We start from the raw sequence: 23727 nt of genomic DNA, 5'->3' as shown, positions 1-23727 counted from the left end.
AGGGGCGGATGCAGCCGTGGACCGTGGGTCAGTCCTGCGGGGCGACGGCGTTCAGCATCGCCGAGGTGACGTGGTCGGCGGCGTTGAGGTGGCCCTTGGCGTTGGGGTGCACGAGAGCCGGCCGGTTGTCCTGGTCGAGGACGCCCTCGACCCACTTGCCGGCGTCACAGACGCTGTGCTTCTCGGAGGAGTCGTAGAGGTTGACGAAGGTGGCCGAGTCGTGCGAGTCGGCCGACTTCTCGATGACCTTGTTGAGTGGCTCCAGCACATCCTGGCGGAGCCAGTCCAGGTCACCGGCGGTGATCGAGAGGAACTGGTGCGGGTCGTTGTACCGGCACTTGGAGGTGTCCCCGGGGATGATCGTGGGGTAGCCGACGGCCAGGATCTTGGCGTGCGGACCCTTCTCGTGGAGCTTGGCGAGCATGTCGCCGTACTCCTTGCTCACCTTGGTCAGCCTGGCGGGAGCGGAGGCGGCAAGTTCGTCCTTGCACGGAGTGCCCACGCCACCGCTTCCCTGGCCCTGTTCCAGGCACTTGAAGAGGATGTCGCCGAACCCGAGGGTGTTGCCGCCCACGCCGACAGTGATCACGTCGGTGCCGGACTTGACCGCGTCGGACTGGGGCGGCACCGGGTCGAAGGGGGCCTCCGGGTCGGGGGCGCCCGGCACACCATGGCCGATCGGCACCTGTGCCCTGAAGGTGACGTCCTCGATCGTGGCGGCGCCGCAACTGACATTGGTCAGCTCGAAGAATGAGCCGAGGTCCCGCTCGACGATCTGCGGGTAGGACCGGTCGGTGCGCTCGCAGCCGTCGCGGGGGATCTCGAAGATGTCACCGGCGGCCTTGATGACGCCGGCGGTGTACGAGTCGCCCAGGGCCACCCAGTCGTAGTCCGCCGCGGCGGTGGCGGACTGCGCGCCGGCGAGCTGGGTGGGGACGAGGGTGCTCGCGGCGAGGGCCGCGGCCGAGGCGAGCAGCGCCGGGCGGGTACGGAAGCGTGCCATGAATCCTCCATTGAGGGGGCGTTGTCAGCGCGCCGACCGTACGGGGAATGTCACTCTCCGCACTAGATCCAATACGGAGAGTTGACTCGGGAGTGGGTCACGCGCACACCGCCTTGCCGTTCCGTCAGCGTCGGGTGGTCTTCCGGACCGGGCGGGACGGCGAGGGAATGTCCCTGGTGGCTCTCGCCGAGACCGGCGCCACGCGCGAGTGCGCGGGACCGGGCACACCACCGCCACGGTGAACGGCCCGACAGCGCGGGCGCATCCCCGGCGGGCGCGAGTCGTTGGGCCGGGTGCGCGCACAGCGCGTGACGCACCGGACCTTCCCCACGAGGGGGTGCACCGGCCCCACCGGACGTCTCGGGCGCCGACCGGGCCCCGCCCCTCGTACGCGCATTGAGGAGAGAGCATGAGCAAGCTGACCAAGGTCGAGGCCGAGGCCGCGTTCGCGAAGATCGACGTGGACGGGAGCGGGGAGATCCGGCTGCGGGAGCTGCGGGACTACGACAACGCCGACGGGATCCTCGACGACGTGAAGCTCGCCGACTTCGTGCGGGCGGCCGACACCGACGGCAACAGGCGCATCACCCTTGCCGAGTTCACGTCGTACTTCGCCTGACCGGCGCCGCGGCACCGGGGCTCCGCCGCACCTCCCGGCCTCGACCGGGCACGGCCCGCAGCCGGGGAGCACGCTCCCCGCGTCTACGGGACGGGCCCGGCGGGGCCGCGCCTCCGGGGCCGTCGGTCACAACACCGTCCGGCCGACCGTACCGATCACCGGCCGGCCCTCCTGGAGCACGGCCGTCGCGCCCCGCTCCCACGCCCGCCACAGCCCGAGGAACGTGGGCAGCTCGTCCGGGCTCATACAGCTACGAGCCGTGTCGGGCCCGAGCCAGGCGTACCCGGACAGTTCCAGCTCCCCGGCCTCCGAGGCGGGTGGCAGAGCGATGTGCGCGAGGCTGTTGACCTTGGCGCAGAGGTAGACGAAGTTCTGCTCCGTCGAGGTCGGCACGCGACCGTCCGGCGCACTCCCGTCCAGTACGTTCCCGTCCGGCGCATCCCCGTCCGGCGCATCTCCGTCCGGGTGGCGAGGCGTCCAGTCCGTGCCGAGGAGACGCAACGGGACCGGGGCGATGCCGGTCTCCTGCCGGGTGTGCCGGAGCATCGCGGCCAGGTTCGACTCGTACGGCTCGGCGTACCCGCCCGGCAGCCGGTGGTACCCGGCCGAAGGGCCGTGGTTCGCCCGCACGGTGAGGATGTCGCCGCGTTCGTTCGGGATCCACGCGTGACCGCCGATGCGTACGGCCGATGGTGCTTGCGGGGCGGTCGTCTGCCTCATGTCGTCCTGCCGGTCGTAGGAGTTGAAGGCGCGGAGGGCGCCATGGTGTACGGCCTTGGGGTGGTTCCGGTGGCGACGGTGCACCAGACGACCGCCCCGTCCTCGCTGATGCCCCACGTGGTGCTCAGGGCCTTGACGAGGAAGAGGCCGCGCCCGTTCTCGTCGTCGTCCGCCGGGCAGGCCCTCGCGGGCCAGGTCCCGGGCGTCCGGTCGTCCACCTCGACGCAGACCTCGTCCTGTGTGCACCAGACGGACAGGCCGACCGTGTCGGCGGAGCCGTGGAGCACCGCGTTGGTCAGGAGTTCGCTGACGGCGAGGACGACCTCGGCGGTCCTGTCCTCGTCCACGCCCCAACGGGCGAGGCGCCCGGCCACCGACGCCCGCTGCCCGCCGACGTGCCGGGGGTCCCGCTCGATCGAGGACACGTACCTGTGCTGCCACGCGAGGACGGACAAGGTTGCCGTCCGGTCGCCGGGTGCGGTGCCGGTGGGACGGAAGGGGGCTTCCACCCGGCGTGCGGGGGTGAGATGAGACCCCGGGCCCAACTGGTTCACCGGTCGGCACCCGTTGTCGGTACGGCGGGTACGGTCCGCGATGCGTGCTGTACGAAGAGGTCGGGACGGCCCAGGGCGACCACGGCGTCCGCCCACCGGGGGCAGGCGCCGGTGTCGAGGCCGATGAAGATCAGGCCTTCCGCCTGGGCGCTGCTGCCGGTGAGATGCGAGCGGAGTTCTGCCCACGCGGGGCGATGTGCGAAGTCGCCGTCGAGCGGGCCGGTGTCCACCCGTTCATGGAGAACGCGGAAATCTCTGGCGAGTGCGTAGGTGCGTGCTGCGAGGAGGAGCGGGGCGGAGTCGGTTCCCTCGGGAGCGCATACGTAGAGGACGACCCCCACGCGCGTGAGGGAACCGCGCGCCACGTCTAAGGCACCCCGTCGTGCCACCGCATCTGCGGAGTTCTGGACCATGGCAGCACTGTGGCCCGATGTGTCTCAACTCTGAAGATGCCGGATGGGCGACTTCCGAAGTCGGTGGTACGCCGACTCGCCCGTATCGGGCGAGCTGCGCGGGGACCCGGTGCGGGACTCGGACGTGATGGGTGACCGGAGCCCGGAAACCGGCGGTTACAGCGCGGTACGGCGGGTGGCGGCGCTGAAACCGCCGGCTTCGGGTGTCGTACCGATGAGTTTCGAGATCCTCCGGAGGCGGGCTGTCGACGCCCGGCCGACCTTCTCGACGATGACGCCGGGGAGTGCCTGGTGGCGGGCCCATTCCGGGGCGCCGACGAGGGTGTGTTCGAGGGTGTCCAGGGAGGCGTCCCACATCTTCGCGTCGGCCTGCGCGAGCGCCTTGTCCATGGCGAACCGGTTGCGGGCCGCGCTCTGGAGCGACGAGGTGTCCTTGATGGACTCCACGAGCTTCAATGCCTTGCCGGTCTCGCCCAGGGAGACGCAGACCCCGACAGCCTGTGTCGTCGCCGTCACCGGTCCGAACAGGGTTCCCAGACAGCTGCGTTCAGCGCCCATGCGGGCACCGGTGGCGTGGGACTGCGAGAGGAAGTCGTGGGCTCGGACCTGGTTTCCCGCCCTTGAGGCGACGACGGCGGCGAAGTTGATGTGTGACCCGTAGACGACCAGTTCATCGGGTGTGGCGCGCGAGAACCGCGGTTCGATGTCGAGAGCGGCCTTCTCGGCGAGCGTCAGGGCGTCGTCCAGACGGGCGTCCCGGAGGTAGATCCAGGCTCGGCCGGAGTCGACCAACGCGATGCGTACGGGGTTCGCGGCCTGTTCGGCGGAGCTTCTGGCATGTCCGATCGCGGCGTACGCCAGGTCGCGCGAGCCCATGAGGTTCGCGCAGTAGGCGGCGATCCGGTAGGCGTCCGACAACACCTCCCACGCGGCGGCCCGTTCTCCGTCCGGCTGCTCCCGCAACCGTGCTGCCGCCTCACCGAGGAAGGGCGTCGCCATGACGGCCGCCTCGCTGTAGTGGCCCTTCCAGTACAGCTTCCACAAACGTCCCGATACGTCACGGAGTTCGGCCAGGGAAGAGGGTTCCGTGTCGGCCGGCAGGTAACCGGCGGAGGTGTCGTGGACGGCGCGCGAGAGACCTTGCAGCGCGGTGCGGTCCTCGTGACTCTGCGAGCGGTGAGGGGCCCGCTGCCCGTGGATCACCGAGATGTCCGTCCCGAGTGCGTCGGCGATCTTCAGCAGGGTGTTCAGCGACATACGCTGGTCCTGTTCGGCCTTCTGGATCACGCCGATCGAGAGGCCGGTGAGTTCGGCGAGGTTCTGCTGCGTGACCTTCCCGCGCAACAGCTTGATCCGGGTTCCCGTGCTGTGCTCGTCCCACTGCGCCATGCTCGACCAACTCCGCTGCTCGACCAGTCCCCTTCATCACGGTACCCGCGACACCGGCGGCGAGGACGTCCTCCCGGACAGGCGACCTCGTACGAGTGCAATCGCGGCAGCCGCGCGACGCGAACGATGCCAGGTGAGCGGACGCAATCCGGCCTGACCGGCGTCGCTGAATTCCCCGATCCCTGATCCCGGGCGCTCGGGTGTGGAAGCCTGGCGTGAGAGCAGTGCTGCGGCAGGAAGGGTTCCCCGTGACCGTCGAGACCCGTCATGACGACGTGGAACGGGTTTCCGACACGCATGCACGATCACCGTACGAGGGGCGGCATGACCGACACGGAGCGCAGCGACGCAGAGCACACCGAGACAGAGCGGACCGAGGCAGAGCAGGCCCGGGTCGTTGAGAGCCTGGCGCGTGCCGAGGACACGGGCACGGTCGGGTACATGCTGGAGATGGGCGCGCTCAAGCGCGGTAAACGCAGCGGGTGGTGGATCGCCGGGGTCAAGGACCCGGAGACGATCGCCGAGCACTCGTGGCGGACGGCCATCGTCGGGTCCGTGCTCGCGATGATGGAGGGCGCGGACCCCGCGAAGGTCGCTCTGCTCTGCACCTTCCACGACACGCAGGAGACCCGGATCGGTGACATTCCGTGGATCGGCCGGCGGTACATCGAGGTCGCCAGGAACGAGGACGTGACCGCCGACCAGGTTGCTGACACCCACCCTGCCGTCGCGGCCGGAATCAGGGCCATTGTCGACGAGTACGAGAACGGGGAGTCCCTCGAAGTCCTGGTCGCGCACGAGGCCGACAAGCTGGAGTGCATGATTCAGGGACTGGAGTACCTCCAGCAGGGATACCCGGCCGCTCAGGAGTGGGTGGACTCGACCAGAGCGTTGCTCAAGATGCCGTCGGCCATCGCGCTCGCGGAAGCGGCCCAAACGATGTCGCTGGCCGAGTGGCAGCGTACGTATCTCCGCTGACAAGTACCCCTGACCGAGCGATCCCTGAGGCGCTCGGGAGGCGCGCGATGTCGTCGAGTCCTCCGTCGTTCGGCGATCTGCGGGCGAACACCGGCAGCTGCACGGCCCAATTGGAGATGACGGACGACTACGGCAGCAATCACTGGCTGCCCGGTGCTGGAATGGCCCCATGCCCTCCACCCCGATCCGCACCGGTCCGCCCATGACCCACGACACCGACCTGCTCGTCGTCGGGGGCGGTCCGGCCGGCTGTGCGGCCGCCCGCATGGCGGCGAGTGTCGGCATGCGCTCGATCCTGATCGAGCCGGACTCGCTGTGCCGCAGCCTCTGCCGCATCGGGGCCCTGGACAACGTCCTCGGCGGTCACACCAGCGGCCCCGCGCTCGCCGATGCCATCACCGCTGAGGTGGAGAGTACGGAGCTGTGCCGCCTGGAGCTCGGCCGCCGGGTCGTTGCGCTCGGGGCGGGCGACGACCATGTCACCGCCACCCTGGACACCGGGAGTCGCCTGACCGCTCCGTACGTGGTGGTGGCCACCGGCGTGGGCCCGCTCCAGCCCGGCGACGTCCCCTGGATCACGGCTCCCGGCGGTCTCACTCTGCCCCCGCTCTGGCAGGCGGGACCGGACGATGCCGAGGGCCGTGCCCTCCTCGTCCTCGGCGGCGACCGGCCGATCGGCACCTTCCTCCGCGCCCACCCGGAGACCGGCGCCCGTCTCCTCGTGGCGTACCCCGAGGCGGACGCGTACAAGACGGAGGAGATCCGCGAGGATCCCCGCGTCACCCTGCTGGCCGTCGAGGACCTGACCCTGAGCCTCGGTGAAGACGGGGCGGTGACGGCGGACTTGGTGATGCGGCACGGCGTACGGCGCACGGTCGGCGCGGACGCCGCGTACCTCAGCATCGGGAGCGCACCCGTCGCCCCGCCCGGGGATCTCGTCCGGGATGCCGACGGCTACTGTCCGCCGGCCGCCCAGCATCCCCGCATCGTGGTGGCCGGGGACCTGCGTTCCGCGCGGTTCCAACGGGTCATGACCGCCATGGGCTCCGGCGGCGAGGCCGCGCTGCGGGCCTATTACGCGGCACGAGAACTGCCCGTCGGGGACGGCCAGTAGGGCTCCTGCTGCCGGGTGGGGCGGCCGCAGCGCCTATAGGGTGAGCCGATGCTTTCGGACATAGGCTTCTACGAACTGCTCGTCATGGTGGCGCTCTCGCTGCTCTTCCTGGCCATCCCGTCGTTCATCGCCTACAACCGGCGGGTGCAGCGCCTGCGGCTGGTCATCCTGGTCAACCTGCTGGGCGCCTGCACCGGTGTGTTCTGGTTCGTGGCCCTGTACATGGCGTTGAGGATGCGCTCCGCGTCCACCCCCGAGCCGGTCCCGCACGGTCGGGGTGGCGACTGAGACCGCGCTGCCGACTGAAACTGCGCCGCCGGTTGATCGGGTTGCCGTTTCGCAGGCCGGGCGGTGATGCTGGGCCGATGCCGGGACAGGCGAAGAGGAAGCGGCGGCTGGAGGCCGAGAGGCGGCGTACCGCTGCCCGCACCGCACCCGGGGCCGGGCGCTGGGTCGTGGTGCTGGAGACCGCCGACCAGGCGGAGTTGAGGGCGCACCTGCGCTGCCTCCGTGAGGCGGGGGTCGACGGGGAGTTGCTCCGGATCGACCACTTGTGCGGACGTCTGGTGCAGGAGAGCTGCTACCGGTTGAGCCGGTTCGTGGACGCCTGATCCGGGGTGCGGGCCATGCGGCATGGCTCGTTCGGCGGGTGGTGTGCGTGGCGCGGGGGTGGTGCGAAGTCCGTGATCACACGCAGGGGTTGTTCTTGCAGAAACCTGGACAAGCGTGCCCACGGCGTGATGTACGGTGATCGCGTCATCACGCTCCGTGCGCCTTTGGGTGCGTGGAGCGGCCCCCGGAGGTGCAGACACACCGCACCGAGGGCCTTCACCACGAGTGGATAACTTAGGAGTCCACAGCGATGCTTTGGCATGCTATCTCGCCGGTGTTGGGCACCGGGCGGCGTTCGGGCGGGCTGGTCGGCTCGCGTCGGATGAACAGCGACGCGAAGATCATCATCTTGTACATGGAGAGTCACCCCTCCGTGCAACGTCCGCAGGCGTTGGGTCCGTTGTGTGACTTCGCGCGCGATGCGGGAATCAAGCCCGGGCCGTACCAGAAGGCCAAGAAGTTCCTGAAGCGTGAGGGCTACCTCCACGAGTGGCGGTACCGGCGTTCCGGTGGCAGGTGGGCCACGGCGCAGATCCTGTCGAACGAGCCGAGTACGCGGCAGCGGGCGGAGGAGTACTGGGAGCGCTGCGGGGAGTACGCGGACCTGGAGAGCGAGGAGTTGGACGGTGGCTCCGGGGGTTACGTGGACGTCGCATTGCCGCAGGTCGCGCCGAGTGATTACTTTCCGGCGGTCGGAGTTCCGGGTTCCCAGTCGATCGGTGGTTCCCTACCTGACGTAAAAACTCTGGAGAACTCATACCCCCTACCTACCAGGCTTGTTCGTGAATCGAAAACTGAACGAAAAGCGTACGGACGCAAGTTCGCTAAGGTTTCGCAATTCGCGGAGGAGGAAGGCGAAGGCTTCTGGGTGGAGCCGCCGGAGTGGCTGAACGACCCGGAGTCGGAGAAGCTGAGAACGGAAAAGGGGCAGGGCGAGCCGGAGGAAAAGGCCGAGCGGGGGACGGGGGCCGCCCCTGTGTCGGTCCCTGCGTCGCCTGTACCCGTACACGTACCCGTGGTGCCTGTGCCCGTGCACGTACCGGTGGCGCCCGAGCCCGTGCGCGTACCGGAGCGGGAACCCGTACACGCAGCCGCGCAGGCGCCCGAACCGGAGCCGGAGCCGGAGCCGCAGCCGAAGCGGAAGCCGGTGGAGGAGTGGGGCGCAGAGGAGGTCACGGCGGAGCGGGTGCTGCTGTCGTTGGTGCGGGCGTCCAGCCAGTTGCATCTGGGGGTGCAGGAGGCGCGGCAACTGGTCGATCTGGCGGCGGAGTGGATGCGGCGGGGTGTGTCGGCGTCCGAGCTGAGGAGGGCGCTGGTGTCGTCGCTGCCGGAGGCCGGGGTGCACTCGCCGCCGGGGTTCGTGCGGAAGCGGCTGGTGCTCAAGATGCCTGCTCCGCTTGAGTATTTCGCCGCCGCGCCGGGGGCGGTGGCCGTGGGCGCGGCGCGTCCCCAGGGTGTGGATTCCCAGGGTGTGGATTCCCCGAGCGTGCGTCCCCAGGGTGTGCGTCCCCAGGGTGTGGAGGAGAAGCCGCCGTACGAGCCTCCGCCGCCACTCGTGACCTGTGAGGGGCCGGGCGACGATCACGTGTTCCGGGCGATGTCCGGAGAGGTGTTGTGCGGCCAGTGCCGGTCGGCGGAGGCGTGGGCGGCGTGGGCGGCCCACCGGGAGGCCGCCGCCCGGGCCCGGGGTGAGGACGGGCTGACCGGGGACGGCAAGGGCGGTTGGCGCGATGTCCTCGCCGGTGCAGCCGCCCCGCCCGGTACGGAACACGACCCGGCCGAGGAAGCCGCGGCCTACACCGCACTTGAGCGGTCGGGCGGCGCGTGACGACTCGCCCGGCCGCGCCGTGCGCTCCGGTTGGAGCGTGTCACTCGTCCGAGTGGGTTGGCTGCAATTTCCGCGCATGTCTTCGAATTCGCCCGCGATACAAGGCGGGTTGGGCGGGTTCTTTCGCACGGTATTTCGCACGTCAACGCTTCCGCGTTCGAAAGCTGCATGGGTGGCAGAGTGTGGCGTTTCGCCCATCGGGCGTGTTGTGCGAGGACAATGACTCGGGCGGTTCGATAGCAGAGGCGACGACCTGACCCTCTCCCGCGTTTCTGCCTAAGGAGGACCGGTGACGGACAGCTGGGGGACTCTGGGTACCGAGTCCGTGGACAGGATTCGTACACGGGAGCGCGCGCAACTGCTGGACGCGGCACGCGCGATGTTCGGCACGTTCGGCTATGCGCAGACCACCGACGAGGAAGTGTGCGACAAAGCCGGTGTTCCGGTGTCGATGCTGTACGAGGAATACGGCTCGCTGGAAGGCCTGTTGATCGCCCTGCACGACTGGGTGACGACCAAGGGCCTGCGCGCAGCCGAGAACGCCATGATGGCCGAGGGCATGGACGAGTGCTCGATGGCCGAGCGCACGAGGGTCCTGTTCGACGCCTATGTGAAGGCGGTGACCGAGGACCCCCGCGAGGCCCGGGTGACCTTCGTCGAGGTGCTGGGCGTGAGCCGGGCGGTGGACGCGCACTGCAAGCGGTGGCGTGACGTGTGGGCGCACTGGCTGACCGGCGAGACCCAGCGCGCGGTGGCGCGGGGCGAGGCGGAAGAGGGCGACCACAAGGCGGACGTGCTCGTCATGGTCGGTACGGTCCACGAGCTCATGGCCCACCACACCCGGCGGTCCCGGCGGGCCCGCCCCGAAGAGGTCTCCCGCGAGCTGTGGGAGCTGGCGCTGTCGATGCTGGGGACGCAGCGCACGGGGTGAACCCCTCATGATCCAGGCGGCGTTGACGTAAGGCCGGTACGTGGGAGGCGCCCCGCGTACCGGCCGTATGCCTCGCGGCCGTATGCCTCCCGGTCGGCCGTGTTCCGGCCGGCCGGGGCTACGGCTCAGCGCACGTCGACGTAGTCGCCGGTGGCCGTGGCGGTGCCGGTGGTGGGGGTGCCGCCGAAGGTCCAGCGCCAGTAGCCGTCCACCGAGGCGGTCACGGTCGTCTTCAGGGCGCCGGTGGAACCGGACTTGACCGTCTTCACCGTGGTGTACGTCGAACTGGTCGCCTTGCGGAACTGGAGCGACACGGTCTGGCTGCCGTACCCGGCGTACTTGTGGGTCGCCCAGTCGGCGCGGGTGAGCGAACCGGTGACGGTCAGGGTCTTGCCCTTCGCGACCGGCTCCGGGCCCGCGTTCGCGGTGAGGCTGGCCCAGCGGCGTACGGGAGCGGTGCCGGTCGCGGTCTTGTACTCCTGCGCGGTGATCGACCCCTTGGCGCTGATGAGCTCCGCTACGTAGCCCACCTTCCAGGTGCCCGCGTCGGCACTGGAGTTGAGCTGCGAGGGCTTGATCCAGAGGTTGCCCTTGCAGTCGGCGATGCGGCTGCTCACCTTGTAGCAGACATAGGAGCCCGGGTAGAGGGCGTCCCGGGCGGCGACCCCCTTCGCGGGGGTGGAGCCGTGGTAGAGGAACGGTTCAGCGGTGAAGCGGGACGTGTTGTCCACCGAGTACCCGGAGGGCAGCGTGACCCGGAAGTCGAGCGTCGGCTCCTTGGCGTCGCTGGTGCCCACGACGATCGGCTTGCCGCCGTTGACCTTGATGTTCGAGACCGTGATCCCGGTGGATGCGGCCTGTGCGGCCGGAGCGGTGGAGAGCGCGGCCAGCGCCAGCGCCCCGGCGAGCGCCGCGACTGTGCCGGACCTGTGAACTGCCTTCAAAAGAGACCCCCTTGGCCGCGTACGGATGCGCACGGAAGGTGCGGAACGTACGGAAATACGGGCCCCGCCTGCCAGGGCATGTCACCGGCAGGCGGGGGGCCGCAGATTATCAGTGGCATGCTCACGTTCCGTGGGCGGGGTGAAGGAAGTGTGCGGAGCCGCAGGCGGCCGGCCTCAGAGCGCGGACGCCGGTACGAGTGCCTGTTCGACGGCCGGTACGCGTACCTGCTCCGGCTCCGGCGCGTACGGGCCGCCGAGCGACCACGCCCGGTGCAGCGCGTCCGCGAAGGTCGCGGCCAGCTTGTGCTCGCCGCTCGGGCCCGGGTGCGTACCGTCGTACGTATCGGCGTGGATGTCGTAACCGGACGGATGCGGGGCCAGCAGCACCGGGGAGCCGGGCGTGGAGAGGTCCGCGACGGCCTCGGCGAGCAGGGTGTTGAACCGCGCGCAGGAGGCGGCGAAGGGGGCGTCCGACTCGGCCCGGATGTTCGGGATGACCGGCAGCAGGACCATCCTGACCTGCGGGTTCGCGGCGCGGGCGGCGGCGATGAAGGCGCGCGCGTTCGCCGCCGTCTGCTCGCTGTCGGTGTAGAACCCGAGGTCGATCAGGCCGAGCGACACCAGCAGCACGTCCGCGCGGGAGGTGCGTACCGCCTCCTCGATCAGCGGCGCCATGTGCAGCCAGCCCTCACCCCAGCCGGACAGATGACGGCGGGCCGGGCCGGGGAAGGACGGGTCGGCGTACGCGGTGGAGACGGCGGCGTCCGCCTCGGCGTCGTACAGCCCGGTGCGCGGGCCGACGATGGCGTACCCGCCCTCGCCGAACGTCGCTTCGAGGTGCTGCCACATCCGGTGGCGCCAGGTGAAGTCGCCCGCCCTCCCCACCGTCATCGAGTCGCCGACGAAGAGGAAGCGCACGGCGTCGGCGCCATCGGTTCCGTGACGGGTCATGCCCCACCGCCGCAGGGCGTGGAGTCGGCGGCGGCAGGCAGGGAACGCATGGCGTCATCATCCCCGATCCCGCATTCGGGCCGCACCGTGATGATGGACACTTGCGCCATGCGTGCCTCTCTCACCGCCCTCGGAACCGCCGTCCTGCTGCTCCTCGCGGGGAGCGTCCCGGCCCGGGCGGACGGCGGCGCCGACCAGACCTTCACCATCGAGGACCCGCGGATCACCGAGTCCAGCGGCCTCGCCGCGAGCCGCATCCACCCCGGCGTCTACTGGACCCACAACGACAGCGACGACGGCCCCTACCTCTACGCCGTCGACTCCCGCACCGGTGAGACCGTCGCCACCGTCACCATGACCGGCGTGGGACAGCCGCGCGACGTCGAGGCGATCTCCCTCGGCCCCGACGGGAACCTCTACGTCGGCGACATCGGCGACAACCTCAACGGCACCTGGGACCACGTCTGGATCTACCGCCTCCCCGAACCGAAGGTCCTGAAGGACGTCACGGTGCGCGCCACCCAGTTCGACGTGGTCTACGCGGACGGGGCCCGGGACGCCGAGGCGCTGATGGTCCACCCGAAGACAGGCAGGGTCTGGATCGCCTCCAAGAACCAGGCCGGCGGCGGCCTCTACGAGGGCCCGGAGCACCTCTCCACCAGCGGGAACAACGTCTTCCGCCGTGTCGCCGAGGTGCCGTGGGTGACTGACGGCGCGTTCTCCCCGGACGGTACGCGGCTGGTGCTGCGCGGCTACCTCGGCGCCGACGCGTACACCTTCGACGACGGGAAGCTCGGCCGCGAGCGCGGCGTGGGCGCCGGGTTCCAGGGACAGGCCGAGTCGGTCACGTACACGGCGGACGGTACGGCCCTGATGCTCGGCTCCGAGGGCAAGCGGAGCGAGGTCCGGCGCCTGGAGGTGAAGGGCACCAACGCGGCCCAGGCCACACCCGAACCGAGCGCGTCGGGCGGGGCGGCGGCTTCCGGCGGGACCTCCTCCGCGTCGGCCGGGGGGAAGGGTTCCGGGAGCGCTGACGGCGGCAGCGGCGGGGGAACGGCCAGGAAGGGCGGGACGGTGCTCGGGGGGCTCGTGGTGATCGGCGCGGTGTGGTTCGTGCTCCGGCCGAAGCGGCGGCGCACGGGCAGCTGACGGGTTGCCGGAAGGCGGCTGACGGGCGGCTCCCGGGCGGCTGACGGGGCAAAGGCGGGGCGTGCGCGAGGCCTGCGCGGCGGGCGGGCGGGCCACGCGGGGGCGCCGTGTACCCAGGAATGACGGGGCGAAACCTTGTTCGCACAGCGTTGTCACAGCCATGCCATACGATGCGCACATCAGTTCGCTCCTTTACTTCCGCTTGAGGATTCACACGCCATGTCTTTCGGTGCCAAGTCCCGTCATGTCCGCGGCATAGCCGCCGTCGTCGCACTTCTCGCCATCGGCGCGTCCGGATGCTCGGTCGCCGAGAGCGCCAAGCAGGGCCTCAAGAAGGCCGCCCGGCAGAAGTCGGTCTTCGACCTCAAGGTCGGCGACTGCTACAACCCGAACACCGCACCCGTCGCCGAGGGCGAGACGGCCGAGGAGTTCGCGATCGAGGTCGTGCCCTGCACCGAAGCCCACGACGGCCAGGTCTACGGGGAGTTCAAGGTCGAGGACGGCGCCTACCCCGGTGACGACGCGATCGTCGAGGCCGCCGACACGCGCTGCCCGGTCGAGGAGCAGAAGTTCGCCCCCGACACCTGGGCGATCCCGGCCGGCGTCTCGGGCTCGTACTACCAGCCCACCAAGGAGTCCTGGAAGACCGGCGACCGCCTGGTGACCTGCACGTACACCAAGGACTCGGGCAAGATCACCACCGGCTCGCTGAAGAGCAAGCCGATGAACGCCGACCAGCTCGCCTACCTCAAGGGCTCCAGCGGCGTCTACACGGCGTTCTGGGCCAACCAGCCCGAGACGGACGAGGTCGCCGACGACCTCGCCGGATACAAGGCACAGGCCGCCGCCGTCAGCGCGGCCCTCGACGCCCACCTCGCCTCGCTCAAGGGCATCACGCAGCCGGAGACGGTCAAGCTGAGCGCGGAGCTCGCCAAGGCGAACGAGGCGTGGAAGACGGCCTCGAAGGCCGCCGACGCCGACAGCTACTACGTCGCCCTCGACGCCGCCTTCACGGGCATCGACCCGAGCAAGTCCATCGCCGCCCGCAAGGAGCTCGGCCTCTCCACCACCGTCCCGGCCGACGACGCGGACGTCTGGTCGAGCTGACGCCCGGCCGAGCCGACGCCTGAACGGGCTGTCGGCCTGGAAGCAGTGCAGTAGGGAGGGCCGGTGCCGTGGGCGCCGGCCCTCCCGGCGTCCGGCCGGGTGGACCGGTTGGCGTCGTGCAGGTTCGTTTCGCCGCCATCCGTACGAGTGAGGCGTGGATGCGGGACTCTGCCCGCTGGGCAGAAGAGGGCCGCGACAACCTCCCCCCAGCAGAGAGACCCACGATGCGTCTGCGCTCCGCCTTCCCCGCCGTTCTCGGCGCCGCCCTCCTCCTCGCCGCCGTCCCCACTTCGGCCTCGGCCGCCGAGGGGCAGTTCCGGTACGACTACGTCACCGACGAGGGATACGACGCGACCGGCTTCCTCAACAACCCGCCCAGCGGCGTGTGCATCAACCTCCCGGGCGTCGGCCCGGAGAACCCCGAGCCCGGCCACTCGCCCAAGAACCGTACGGACGCCTGGGCGACGGTCTACGCCGATGCCGACTGCGAGGGCGCCTTCTTCAATCTCCGCCCGCACACCGGCGGGGGCTCGGAGCGGCTGAAGGTCCGGTCGGTCTTCTTCGGGCCGTCGGCCGGCGACGACTGACCGCTCGACCGACCGCAGGCTCGATCGCACGACTGACCGGCCGGGGCGCCGCCGCCCACCGGCCGGGACGCTGCTGCCCGGGGCGGTGCCGTACCGCCCCGGGGTGCGCGCCTGCGCCTCTGCCCGTACCGCCTCTGCCCGTACCGCCTCCGAGCGCCTCCGCCCGACGGCACGGGCGCCGGACCGTCAGGCGGGCCGGACCGTCAGGCGGGCCGGACCGTGATGGTGCAGAGCCGCTTGGTGGCCCGGGTCTGGGCCACGTACAAGTCCCGCTCCCCACCGGGGCGGGCCGCGATGATCTCCTCCGGGTCCACGACGACGACCCCGTCGAACTCCAGGCCACGCGCCTCGGACGCCGGCACGATACGGGCGTGGCGGGCGACGCCCCGGGCCGTCAGCTCGCCCACCCTGGTGTCCGCGCAGACCACGCCCAGCAGCTCGCCCGGGTGCGCGGTGCTCTGGGCGCGGAGCTCCTGGACGACGGCGGCGGCCAAGCCGTCCGGAGGCGTGGTCACGGTGCGCGGGCTCTCGCCGCTGCGCAGGGAACGGGTGGACTTCTGGTCCGGAGCGATCCGTGTCAGCAGGTCCCGGACGCTCTCCAGGATCTCCTGCGTGGTGCGGTAACTGACGGTCAGGTGGTGCAGTTTGAACCGCGGCCCGACATGGGGGCTCAACGCCTCCTTCCAGTCGCGTGCCGTCGCGACCGGACCCGCCTGGGCAAAGTCGCCCACCAGCGTCATCGCCCGTGCCGGGCAGCGGCGGACGATCATCCGCCACTGCATGGCGGTCAGTTCCTGTGCCTCGTCGACGACGACGTGCCCGTACGTCCGCTCCGGCGGGCCGTCGACCAGGCTCGCCGCCTCGTCCAGCAACGGCCCGTCGGCCTCCGTCCACGGGGTGTCCGGACCGTGCAGCAGCAGGGACCGTTCCCGCTCGGCCAGCCGGGGCAGGTGCTCGGCGAGCGCGTCGGCGTCCGTCAGGAGCGCCTTCACGAGGTCACCCGGCACCAGCCGCGGCCACAACGCCTCGACGGCACGGTCGAATCCGGCGTCGTCGAGGAGATCGGCCCGGAGGGCGTCCACGTCCAGCTCGTGGACCGGACCCGACTCCGCCGCACCCTCGGCACGGTGCTGGGCGGCTCCCGTGAACCGGTCGAGGTCCAGGCCCGTCATCGCGACGGCATCGGCGTCGATCTGCTCCAGGAGATCGCCCATGTCCCGTTGCATCGCGTCCGCGACGGCATCGGCCAGGAGCTCCTTGAACACCTGGCGCGCGGGGTTGTGCCCCGGGGCGGCGGCTCTCGCGGCGTCGCGGGCCGCGGCGACCTCCTCGCCGGACAGGCGCACCAGCTCCTGACCGACCCGCACGGTGAAGTCGCCGGAGGGGGCCTGGTGGACGCGCAGCAGACCGGCCAGGGCGTCGGCCAGTCCCGAACTGCCCTTGAGGCGGGCGGTGTCGAACGGGCCGACGGCGTGCACGGCGTCCGCCGCGTCCCTCGTGTCCCTCGTGTCCGAGGGCAGCCCGGCCAGTTCCCGGCAGGTCGCCAGCACGACGTCGTTCTCTCCGAGCGACGGAAGGACCTGGGAGATGTAGTCGAGGAACCGGGCGTTGGGGCCCACCACCAGCACCCCCTCCTCCGTGGCGCGCGGGAACGCGTACAGGACGTAGGCCGCCCGGTGCAGGGCGACGACCGTCTTGCCGGTGCCGGGCCCGCCCTGCACCACGGTCACCCCGCGGTGGGCGGAGCGGACGATCTCGTCCTGCTCGGCCTGCAGCGTCGCGACGGCCGCGTGCATCCTGCCCGTACGCCGGGCCGACAGCGCCTCGGTCAACGGACCGTCCCCCACGACGTCCTCGTCGGTCGGGTCGGTCCCGTCCAGCAGCTCGTCGCTCACCGAGACGACCGTGCGCTCCTCGACGCGCAGGTGACGGCGCCGCCGCAGGTCCATCGGATGGACCGGAGTCGCCTCGTAGAAGGGCCGCGCCGCGTTCGCCCGCCAGTCCACGAGCAGAGGCAGGTCGTCCCCCTCCGTATGCAGCCCGATCCGCCCGATACGCAGAGCCGTACCGTCCGTCCAGTCGATGCGCCCGAAGACCAGCCCCTGTTCGGCACCCTCCAGCCGGCCGATTTCCTTGGTCAGGCGCTCGGCGGCGATTTCTCTTTCGTACGCCTCGCCGGCGCTTTCCGCCGGGGACTTCAGGACTTTCGCACGGTGCGCTCGCGCCTCGGAAATCCTTTCGCCGAGCAACTCGTAGAGGGAGGACACATAATCCCGCTCCGAGTCAATGGCACGCGCAGCGGAATCATTCATCTTCGACAACGGCAGGCTCCTTCGATTCGAGCCACACCATAGGGTCATCGCCCCCGGAAGATAAGTCTTGACTTACCTGGTGAAATGCGGCCTCGCGCCGGTGCTCGGGCGGCGGTGGAGGCGTACCAGGACTCGTCGGCCGACGAGGAAACGGGCGAATGAGCGCAGGTGATGAGGGGTCGATGCGGGACGGTCCCAGCAACGGCATCGTGATGGCAGCATGGTCATGCGTGCGAATCCGTGGTGGCCGGCGGCATGACCCCTTTCGCGTATTCCGCCGTCCTGCATATCGCTCTTCCGCTCCCGAAGTCCGTCTGCCCTCGCGGGCCGGACCTGACCCGTCCGGTGGGATCAGTCCGTGACCTCACCGAGAAACAGGGCCTCCAACTCACGCAAATCCGCAGGACTGAGCGCAGGAGCTGTCCAGTCATTGCCCCGCGCGTGCTGGATGAACTGGCGATCGAGCGCCACATGGTGGTGCTCGACGTAGTGGGCAAGGTCGGAGTACCACAGCCACTGCCCGTCGGTCAGAAGCTGCAGCCCGCCGATCGCGGCCTCATCGGGGCTGAGGACGTCGTGCACGAGGGCGGCGGTGGCTGCCAGAAGCGCACCGTTGCGCAGGTACTGGACCAGTTCGCGTGCGTACGGTGACTCATGGGCGCGCACGGCCGACCGCAGCGACGGCCCGTCCGGCCTGCCGTGCTCGAGCTCTCTGAAGTCGCCTACGAAGAGGAGGGGCTCATCGTTCACCCACCGAAGATAGAACGGGTTCTGTCGCTCAACACGGGGAACGGCTCAAGCGGACAGTCTGCTCCCGCCCACCGACATCCCTACCCGGCAGCGGCCGATGGCCCCCGCACGGCCTTCCCGCCGAGGGAGACCACGAGCAGGCGCATGTGCGACGGGGCACAGGCGATCACGAACTCGGCCTTCCCGTAGCCGCACTCGGCGACCTCCCACGCGGACCGGACGATCTCCGCATCCGACGCGCTCCGTTCGCGGACCCGGCGGACCTCGATCTCCTTGGTGGGCAGGACGCGCCGCACGGCCTTCCCCGCCCTGGCGGGCGCCAGGCGCAGGGCGGTCCTGGAAGCCGCGAGCTGGACGGCGCCCGGTTCGTGGAACGGCTGCTCGCCGAGGAGACAGGCCTCGAAGTGAACCCATTCGCCCCGCTCGAAGGCACGGCCCTCGGCCTTGGCCCGCCGCTTCGCGCCGAAGTTGGGAAACAGGAGGGAGAGCACGGCCCCCACCACCAGATCCACCAGGAACTCGATCACTCGCCATCCGCCCACGTTTCGCGGCGCCCGTCCGCGCCGACCGCGAACCGCCCCCCTCGCGCGGAGCCGCCGCATTCACCGTACCGAGAGGGCACGGCCCGTGAACGGCCGGGGCGAAGCCGGATCGCCCAGCCCCGAACCGTGCCCCGCCCGGCCGCCCCGGCAGACCCGGAGGCGCTCCGGCCCGCCCTCACCCCCTACGCTCTCCTCCCATGCCGAACACCTCCGCGCTCCTCGTCATCGACATGCAGAACGACACGGTGGCCATCGCCCACCGGGCCGCCGAGACCGTCGCCGCCATCGCCGAACTGCGGCAACGCGCGCACAGGGCAGGCGCGTTGATCGTCACGGTGCAGGACGGCGGCGGCGGGCTCGAAGTCGGCTCCGAGGGCTGGCAGGTCGTGCCCGAACTCGCGCCCGGCGCGGGGGAGTCGGTTCTCCGCAAGACCGCCCCGGACAGCTTCCTCGGCACCGGTCTCGACGGCCTGCTGCGGGCGCACGGAATCACCGAGGTGGTCGTCACCGGGTTCGCCACCGAGATCTGCGTGGACACCACCGCACGCTCCGCCCTGAGCCGCGGGTACGACCTGGTGCTCGTGGCGGACGGGCACACCACCTCCGTACGGGGCCCCGGCGACGAGGCGTACGCGACCCCGGACCGGTCGGTCGCGCACCACAACGCGATCTTCCGGAACCTCCGCCACCCCGGGCGCCGCATCCGGGTACTGAACGCCTCCGAGGTGGAGTTCGCCCCCGTGGAGATCGTCCAGGTGGCGGAATCCGAGCCCGAGTTCGTACGCGCCACCAGGGCCTCGTACGACGTCATGGCCACCGAGTACGCCGCCCGGTTCGGCGCCGAACTGGACGCCAAGCCGCTGGAACGCGCGCTGCTCGCCGGGTTCGTGGACCTCGTACGGGAGACGGGCGGCGGCAGGCCCCTCGCCGACGTGGGGTGCGGTACGGGACGGATCACCGGCCACCTGCGCGGGCTCGGCGCCGACGTCTTCGGGATCGACCTGTCACCCGGGATGCTCGCGGTGGCGCGGGCCGAACACCCGGACCTCCGGTTCGAGGAGGGCTCGATGCTCGCGCTCGACCTGCCCGACGGCTCCCTGGGCGGGCTGCTCGCCTGGTACTCGGTCATCCACATCACCGACGCCCTGCTCCCCGCCGTCTTCGCCGAGTTCCACCGGGTACTGGCCCCGGGAGCGCACCTGCAACTCGGCTTCCAGGCCGGCGACGAGACCCGGCACCGGACCGATGCCTGGGGGCGCCCGATCGCCCTCGACTTCCACCGCCGCCGCCCGGAGGCGGTCGCGGCCCTGCTCGCGGCGGCGGGCTTCGAGCCCCGCGTCCGTACCGTGCGCGAAGCCGACACCGACGGCGAGTTCCCGGAGCCGACCCCGCAGGGATTCGTGCTGGCGCGGAAGCCGGTGGCCGGGACCACGGTTGCCGGAGAAGCCGTTGTCAGTGGCGGGTGACACGCTGTAGTCACCATCCGAGAACGGGGGAGTCACATGGGTACGTGGGACATCGGGCACTTCGACAACGACACGGCTGCCGACTTCGGCGGGAAGCTGGACGACAGCGACCCCGAGAAGCGCGCGGCGCTGATCGAACAGGCGCTGGAAGCAGCCGTGCGCGCGGGCGCCGAGGGCTTCCTCGACAGCGACGAGGCGATGGAGGCGGTCGCCGCCGCCGCGCTGCTCGCTGCCCAGTGCCCGGGCGGCGAACCGGTGGACACCCCGTACGGCCCCGACGAACCGGTGCCGTTGCCCGGCGGTGCCCCGTCGCCGGTGCTGCTCGGACTCGCGGTGCGGGCCCTCGACCAGGTCACCGCGGAGACGTCCGAGCTGCGCGAGCTGTGGGGGGAGAGCGCCGAGCCGGCGGAGTGGCTGGCGGGGATCGGCCGCCTCAGAACCGTGCTGGCGGCGGGGGTGCCCGTGTAGGAGGGGACGGGGTCAGTCGGTCGGCCGGGCGGCCTCCGCCGTCCGGCTGCCCGCCGCGACGAGCTCCGCCACGTCCAGCGTCACCTCGGCGCCGATCGACGCGGGCAGCGTGACCGTCTGGCCGGGGGCGTACACCTCGTGCCGGTCGTACGACGAGCCGCCGGGCTCGGTGAGGACGTGGACCCGGCCGTGACGGCGGTCCAGGACCACGTACACCGGGACCTTGGCCTCCGCGTACACGGCCGGCTTCAGGTGGAGGTCGCTGCGGTAGTTGCTGGAGGTGACCTCCAGCACGAGACGGAAGACGGCCGGGTCGTAGCAGTGGTTCTCGGCCCGATGGGCGTCGAAGTCGGCGTCGACGAGGGCCAGGTCCGGGATCACGTAGTCCTGCGGACCACCGGGGAGCCAGAGGCCGATGCCCTGGAGCACGCGTGACTCGTTGCCGTGGAGTCCTGCCGCGAAGAAGGAAACCATGAGAGTGGTCAGGGCGTCGGCGTGCGGGCCATCGATGCGTGGAGCCACCGTGATGACGCCGCCGACGATCTCGACGCGGTGGCCCGGAAGCCGCTCCGTGAGCCTGTTGGCGCTGTCGAGCAGCGACTCCGGCTCACCGTCGCAGGGGTACCCGCCCGCTGCTCCCGACATGACGTGCCTCCTGGTTCGACCGGCGCCGAGACCATGATCGCGGGCCCGGACACCGCCCTCCGCCCCGAAGCCGCAGGATCACCCGCGAGGGTGAGGCGGTACGGCGACGGCCCCGTACACCGAGGTGTACGGGGCCGTCGTGCAGGTGCCGGATGCCAGGCGCCAGGCGGTGAGCCGGGGTGCCGTGGTGGTTACAGCTTCTCGATCACGTAGTCGATGCAGGCGGTGAGGGCCTGGACGTCCGCCGGGTCGATCGCCGGGAACATCGCCACGCGCAGCTGGTTGCGGCCCAGCTTGCGGTACGGCTCGGTGTCCACGATGCCGTTGGCGCGGAGCACCTTGGCGATCGCGGCGGCGTCGATGTCGTCCGAGAAGTCGATCGTGCCGATGACCTGCGAGCGCTTCGCCGGGTCGGTGACGAACGGGGTCGCGTGCTTCGAGTCCTCGGCCCAGCCGTAGAGGTTCTGGGAGGAGGCGAGGGTGCGGCCGGTCGCGAAGTCCAGGCCGCCCTGGCCGTTCAGCCACTTCAGCTGCTCGTTGAGCAGGAAGAGGGTGGAGAGGGCCGGGGTGTTGTACGTCTGGTTCTTCGTCGAGTTGTCGATCGCCGTGGGCAGCGAGAAGAACTCGGGGATGTGGCGGCCGGAGGCGTGGACGCGCGCCGCGCGCTCCAGGGCCGCCGGGGAGAACGCCGCGATCCACAGGCCGCCGTCGGAGGCGAAGGACTTCTGCGGGGCGAAGTAGTAGACGTCCGTCTCGGTGATGTCGACCGGCAGACCGCCGGCGCCCGAGGTGGCGTCGACCACGACGAGCGCGCCCTCGTCGGCACCGGCGACGCGCTTGATCGGCGCCGCGACACCCGTGGAGGTCTCGTTGTGGGTGAAGGCGTAGACGTCGACGCCCTCCTCGGCCTTGGGCTCCGGGTGGGTGCCGGGCTCGGAGGAGATCACGCTCGGGTCGGCCAGCCAGGGCGCGAGCTTCGCGGCCTTGGCGAACTTCGAGGAGAACTCACCGAAGTTCAGGTGCTGGGACTTCGTCTCGATGAGACCGTGCGTCGCGACGTCCCAGAACGCGGTGGACCCGCCGTTGCCGAGGACGACCTCGTAACCCTCGGGGAGGGAGAAGAGGCTGCGTACACCGTCACGTACCTCGCCGACCAGGTTCTTGACCGGGGCCTGGCGATGGGACGTACCGAGGAGAGAGGTTCCGGTGGCGGCCAGCGCGTCGAGCGCCTCCGTCCGCACCTTGGAGGGCCCGGCGCCGAAGCGTCCGTCGGCGGGCTTGATGTCAGCGGGAATCTGGATATCGGCCACGAGTCGGAGCGTAGTCCCTCGGGGACGGGGCGAAAGCCCCTGTCCGGCCGGTGAGACAGACGCTCCGGCCCGTGGACAACAGGAGGCCGGTGCGGTAGGCAGGACGGCTCAGCCCAGGGTGACCGGGAGTTCGAAGAGGTCGTTCTGGGTCACGATCGGCTTGTTCCGCAGCTCGGCCGCGGGGACCGCGAGCTCCAGCTCCGGGAAGCGGGCGTACAGCGCGGGGAGCGCGACGGCCGCCTCCAGGCGGGAGAGCGCCGCACCCGGGCAGATGTGCGGGCCGTGGCCGAAGGAGAGATGGCGGTTGGGGGAGCGGGTGAGGTCGAACTCGGCCGCGTCCGGGCCCCATTGCTTCTCGTCCAGGCTCAGCGCCGCGAACGAGACCATCAGGCCCTCGCCCTTCGGCAGCACCCGGTCGCCGATGGTGATGTCCTCGGTGGCGAAGCGGATGAGGACGTGCGAGGTCGGCGAGGACCAGCGCAGCGTCTCCTCGATCGCGCCCTCCCAGGTCGCCCCGCCCGAGAGCACCAGCGCGCGCTGCCCGGGGTGGGTCTGGAGGGCGACCACGGTGTTCACGATGAGGCTGATGGTGGTCTCGTGACCGGCGGCGATGATCAGCTTGAGGGTGTTGAGGATCTCGTCGTCGGTGAGCCGGTCGCCGTCCTCGGAGGCGTTCAGCAGCGCCCCCGTCAGGTCGTCGGCCGGGGACTCCTTCTTCTCCTCCAGGATGCGCGTGAACAGGGTGTGGATGTTCCCCATCACCTGCGGGACCTCGGCGGGCGGGGTCAGGTTGGAGAAGAACTTGTCGAACAGCTCCTTCATCCGGGGCAGGTCCTCGGTGCCGATGCCCATCAGCTCGCTGATGACGTTCATCGGCAGCGGGTAGGCGAACTCGGCCTTCAGGTCGACCCGCTCGCCCGCCGGGCGCGCGGCGAGCCGGTCCAGCAGCTCGTCGGTACGGGCCTGGATGCCCTCGCGGAGCCGCTCCACCCGGCGCACGGTCAGCGCCTGGGCGACCAGACCGCGCAGCCGCCGGTGCTCGGCACCGTCCGAGGTGAGCATGGTCTTGCCCGGGTTGACCAGGCCGATCAGCGGCCAGTCGGGGGCGATCTCGCCGCGCTGCCAGGCGTTCCAGACGTCGATGTCCTTCACCAGGCGCGGGTCGGTGAGGGCCGCCTTCGCCTCGGCGTGGTGGGTGACGGCGTAGATGTGGACCCCGCCGGGCAGCTCCACGGGGACGAGCGGACCGGCCGCGTGCAGCCGGGCGCTCTCGCCCCTGAGGTCGCCGACGAACATGTCGAGGACGATGCGCTCGTCGTCCTGCGCGCCGGTCGG

25 protein-coding genes and 1 pseudogene are annotated in these 23727 nt (G+C 70.7%); 13 read left to right on the top strand and 13 right to left on the bottom strand.

The genetic code is table 11. From position 1 onward, the window contains the following. Positions 1 to 28 precede the first annotated feature (28 nt). Positions 29 to 1003, bottom strand: a complete 975-nt coding sequence (locus tag ACWCWD_RS26915) for an SGNH/GDSL hydrolase family protein (RefSeq protein WP_450776495.1) — start codon at positions 1001 to 1003, stop codon at positions 29 to 31. 409 nt (positions 1004 to 1412) lie between these two features. On the opposite strand from ACWCWD_RS26915, the gene ACWCWD_RS26910 reads away from it, so the two are divergent. Further along, on the top strand, positions 1413 to 1622 hold the full coding sequence (locus ACWCWD_RS26910; protein WP_450776493.1) for an EF-hand domain-containing protein: 210 nt from the start codon (positions 1413 to 1415) through the stop codon (positions 1620 to 1622). A 126-nt stretch (positions 1623 to 1748) separates the two neighbouring features. Here ACWCWD_RS26910 and ACWCWD_RS26905 read toward each other — a convergent pair whose 3' ends face one another. The 4 genes from ACWCWD_RS26905 to ACWCWD_RS26890 form a co-directional block, all read right to left on the bottom strand. Then, complete coding sequence (locus ACWCWD_RS26905) at positions 1749 to 2342, bottom strand: NUDIX domain-containing protein (RefSeq protein ID WP_450776491.1); 594 nt, start codon at positions 2340 to 2342, stop codon at positions 1749 to 1751. Continuing rightward, positions 2339 to 2767 (bottom strand): ATP-binding protein, encoded by a 429-nt coding sequence (locus ACWCWD_RS26900; protein WP_450776489.1) that lies wholly within the window; start codon positions 2765 to 2767, stop codon positions 2339 to 2341. The genes ACWCWD_RS26905 and ACWCWD_RS26900 overlap by 4 nt, the downstream gene beginning before the upstream one ends. A gap of 125 nt (positions 2768 to 2892) precedes the next feature. Then, on the bottom strand, positions 2893 to 3237 hold the full coding sequence (locus tag ACWCWD_RS26895) for a hypothetical protein (RefSeq protein ID WP_450776487.1): 345 nt from the start codon (positions 3235 to 3237) through the stop codon (positions 2893 to 2895). 228 nt (positions 3238 to 3465) lie between these two features. Beyond that, positions 3466 to 4698 carry a helix-turn-helix domain-containing protein gene (locus ACWCWD_RS26890; RefSeq protein ID WP_450776485.1) on the bottom strand — a complete coding sequence of 411 codons (1233 nt, stop codon included), beginning with the start codon at positions 4696 to 4698 and terminating at the stop codon, positions 3466 to 3468. A 441-nt stretch (positions 4699 to 5139) separates the two neighbouring features. Here ACWCWD_RS26890 and ACWCWD_RS26885 point away from each other — a divergent pair, with 441 nt between their 5' ends. The 6 genes from ACWCWD_RS26885 to ACWCWD_RS26860 all read left to right on the top strand — a co-directional run bounded on the left by ACWCWD_RS26885 (position 5140) and on the right by ACWCWD_RS26860 (position 10161). Beyond that, positions 5140 to 5676, top strand: a complete 537-nt coding sequence (locus ACWCWD_RS26885) for an HD domain-containing protein (protein ID WP_450776661.1) — start codon at positions 5140 to 5142, stop codon at positions 5674 to 5676. Positions 5677 to 5845: 169 nt separating this feature from the next. After that, a complete protein-coding gene (locus ACWCWD_RS26880) occupies positions 5846 to 6790 on the top strand; it encodes an FAD-dependent oxidoreductase (protein WP_450776483.1) in 945 nt (314 codons plus the stop codon). A gap of 48 nt (positions 6791 to 6838) precedes the next feature. Then, on the top strand, positions 6839 to 7078 hold the full coding sequence (locus ACWCWD_RS26875; RefSeq protein ID WP_450776481.1) for a superinfection immunity protein: 240 nt from the start codon (positions 6839 to 6841) through the stop codon (positions 7076 to 7078). Between the two features lie 77 nt (positions 7079 to 7155). Further along, positions 7156 to 7401 (top strand): hypothetical protein, encoded by a 246-nt coding sequence (locus ACWCWD_RS26870; protein ID WP_450776479.1) that lies wholly within the window; start codon positions 7156 to 7158, stop codon positions 7399 to 7401. A 323-nt stretch (positions 7402 to 7724) separates the two neighbouring features. Continuing rightward, positions 7725 to 9230 (top strand): hypothetical protein, encoded by a 1506-nt coding sequence (locus tag ACWCWD_RS26865; RefSeq protein ID WP_450776478.1) that lies wholly within the window; start codon positions 7725 to 7727, stop codon positions 9228 to 9230. A gap of 289 nt (positions 9231 to 9519) precedes the next feature. After that, a complete protein-coding gene (locus ACWCWD_RS26860) occupies positions 9520 to 10161 on the top strand; it encodes a TetR/AcrR family transcriptional regulator (protein ID WP_450776476.1) in 642 nt (213 codons plus the stop codon). Positions 10162 to 10286: 125 nt separating this feature from the next. Here the strand turns inward: ACWCWD_RS26860 and ACWCWD_RS26855 are convergent, their stop codons facing one another. Both ACWCWD_RS26855 and ACWCWD_RS26850 read right to left on the bottom strand, forming a co-directional pair. Further along, positions 10287 to 11105: a hypothetical protein gene (locus ACWCWD_RS26855; RefSeq protein ID WP_450776474.1), complete on the bottom strand. Its 819-nt coding sequence runs from the start codon at positions 11103 to 11105 to the stop codon at positions 10287 to 10289. A gap of 174 nt (positions 11106 to 11279) precedes the next feature. After that, the gene (locus ACWCWD_RS26850; protein WP_450776472.1) at positions 11280 to 12056 is read right to left on the bottom strand and encodes a GDSL-type esterase/lipase family protein; all 777 of its coding nucleotides are present in this window, start codon (positions 12054 to 12056) and stop codon (positions 11280 to 11282) included. Positions 12057 to 12164: 108 nt separating this feature from the next. On the opposite strand from ACWCWD_RS26850, the gene ACWCWD_RS26845 reads away from it, so the two are divergent. From ACWCWD_RS26845 to ACWCWD_RS26835, 3 genes are all read left to right on the top strand, one after another. Continuing rightward, positions 12165 to 13205 carry a WD40 repeat domain-containing protein gene (locus ACWCWD_RS26845; protein WP_450776470.1) on the top strand — a complete coding sequence of 347 codons (1041 nt, stop codon included), beginning with the start codon at positions 12165 to 12167 and terminating at the stop codon, positions 13203 to 13205. 219 nt (positions 13206 to 13424) lie between these two features. Then, positions 13425 to 14312, top strand: a complete 888-nt coding sequence (locus ACWCWD_RS26840) for a septum formation family protein (RefSeq protein ID WP_450776468.1) — start codon at positions 13425 to 13427, stop codon at positions 14310 to 14312. A gap of 224 nt (positions 14313 to 14536) precedes the next feature. Further along, a complete protein-coding gene (locus ACWCWD_RS26835; protein WP_450776466.1) occupies positions 14537 to 14899 on the top strand; it encodes a hypothetical protein in 363 nt (120 codons plus the stop codon). 203 nt (positions 14900 to 15102) lie between these two features. Here ACWCWD_RS26835 and ACWCWD_RS26830 read toward each other — a convergent pair whose 3' ends face one another. The 3 genes from ACWCWD_RS26830 to ACWCWD_RS26820 form a co-directional block, all read right to left on the bottom strand. Then, complete coding sequence (locus tag ACWCWD_RS26830; protein ID WP_450776464.1) at positions 15103 to 17166, bottom strand: HelD family protein; 2064 nt, start codon at positions 17164 to 17166, stop codon at positions 15103 to 15105. 396 nt (positions 17167 to 17562) lie between these two features. Next, positions 17563 to 17961 (bottom strand): hypothetical protein, encoded by a 399-nt coding sequence (locus ACWCWD_RS26825; protein WP_450776462.1) that lies wholly within the window; start codon positions 17959 to 17961, stop codon positions 17563 to 17565. Positions 17962 to 18041: 80 nt separating this feature from the next. Continuing rightward, complete coding sequence (locus ACWCWD_RS26820) at positions 18042 to 18488, bottom strand: hypothetical protein (RefSeq protein ID WP_450776460.1); 447 nt, start codon at positions 18486 to 18488, stop codon at positions 18042 to 18044. A 212-nt stretch (positions 18489 to 18700) separates the two neighbouring features. On the opposite strand from ACWCWD_RS26820, the pseudogene ACWCWD_RS26815 reads away from it, so the two are divergent. The 3 genes and pseudogenes from ACWCWD_RS26815 to ACWCWD_RS26805 form a co-directional block, all read left to right on the top strand. Then, positions 18701 to 19096: pseudogene (locus ACWCWD_RS26815) on the top strand (cysteine hydrolase family protein); the annotation flags it as partial. 216 nt (positions 19097 to 19312) lie between these two features. Beyond that, a complete protein-coding gene (locus ACWCWD_RS26810; protein WP_450776659.1) occupies positions 19313 to 19969 on the top strand; it encodes a class I SAM-dependent methyltransferase in 657 nt (218 codons plus the stop codon). 36 nt (positions 19970 to 20005) lie between these two features. Continuing rightward, entirely contained in the window at positions 20006 to 20437 is a 432-nt protein-coding gene (locus tag ACWCWD_RS26805; RefSeq protein WP_450776458.1) for a DUF4259 domain-containing protein, read from the top strand. Between the two features lie 12 nt (positions 20438 to 20449). On the opposite strand, the gene ACWCWD_RS26800 is transcribed toward ACWCWD_RS26805, so the two are convergent. The 3 genes from ACWCWD_RS26800 to ACWCWD_RS26790 all read right to left on the bottom strand — a co-directional run bounded on the left by ACWCWD_RS26800 (position 20450) and on the right by ACWCWD_RS26790 (position 23688). Next, entirely contained in the window at positions 20450 to 21082 is a 633-nt protein-coding gene (locus ACWCWD_RS26800; RefSeq protein ID WP_450776456.1) for a Uma2 family endonuclease, read from the bottom strand. A gap of 191 nt (positions 21083 to 21273) precedes the next feature. Next, the gene (serC, locus tag ACWCWD_RS26795; RefSeq protein WP_450776454.1) at positions 21274 to 22392 is read right to left on the bottom strand and encodes a phosphoserine transaminase; all 1119 of its coding nucleotides are present in this window, start codon (positions 22390 to 22392) and stop codon (positions 21274 to 21276) included. A 108-nt stretch (positions 22393 to 22500) separates the two neighbouring features. Next, positions 22501 to 23688, bottom strand: a complete 1188-nt coding sequence (locus ACWCWD_RS26790; protein WP_450776657.1) for a cytochrome P450 family protein — start codon at positions 23686 to 23688, stop codon at positions 22501 to 22503. Positions 23689 to 23727: the final 39 nt, after the last annotated feature.

The organism is Streptomyces sp. NPDC001493, from assembly GCF_053597235.1.
Note: the sequence above shows the minus strand (reverse complement) of the source record. Positions and strands in the feature narration are given on the sequence as shown.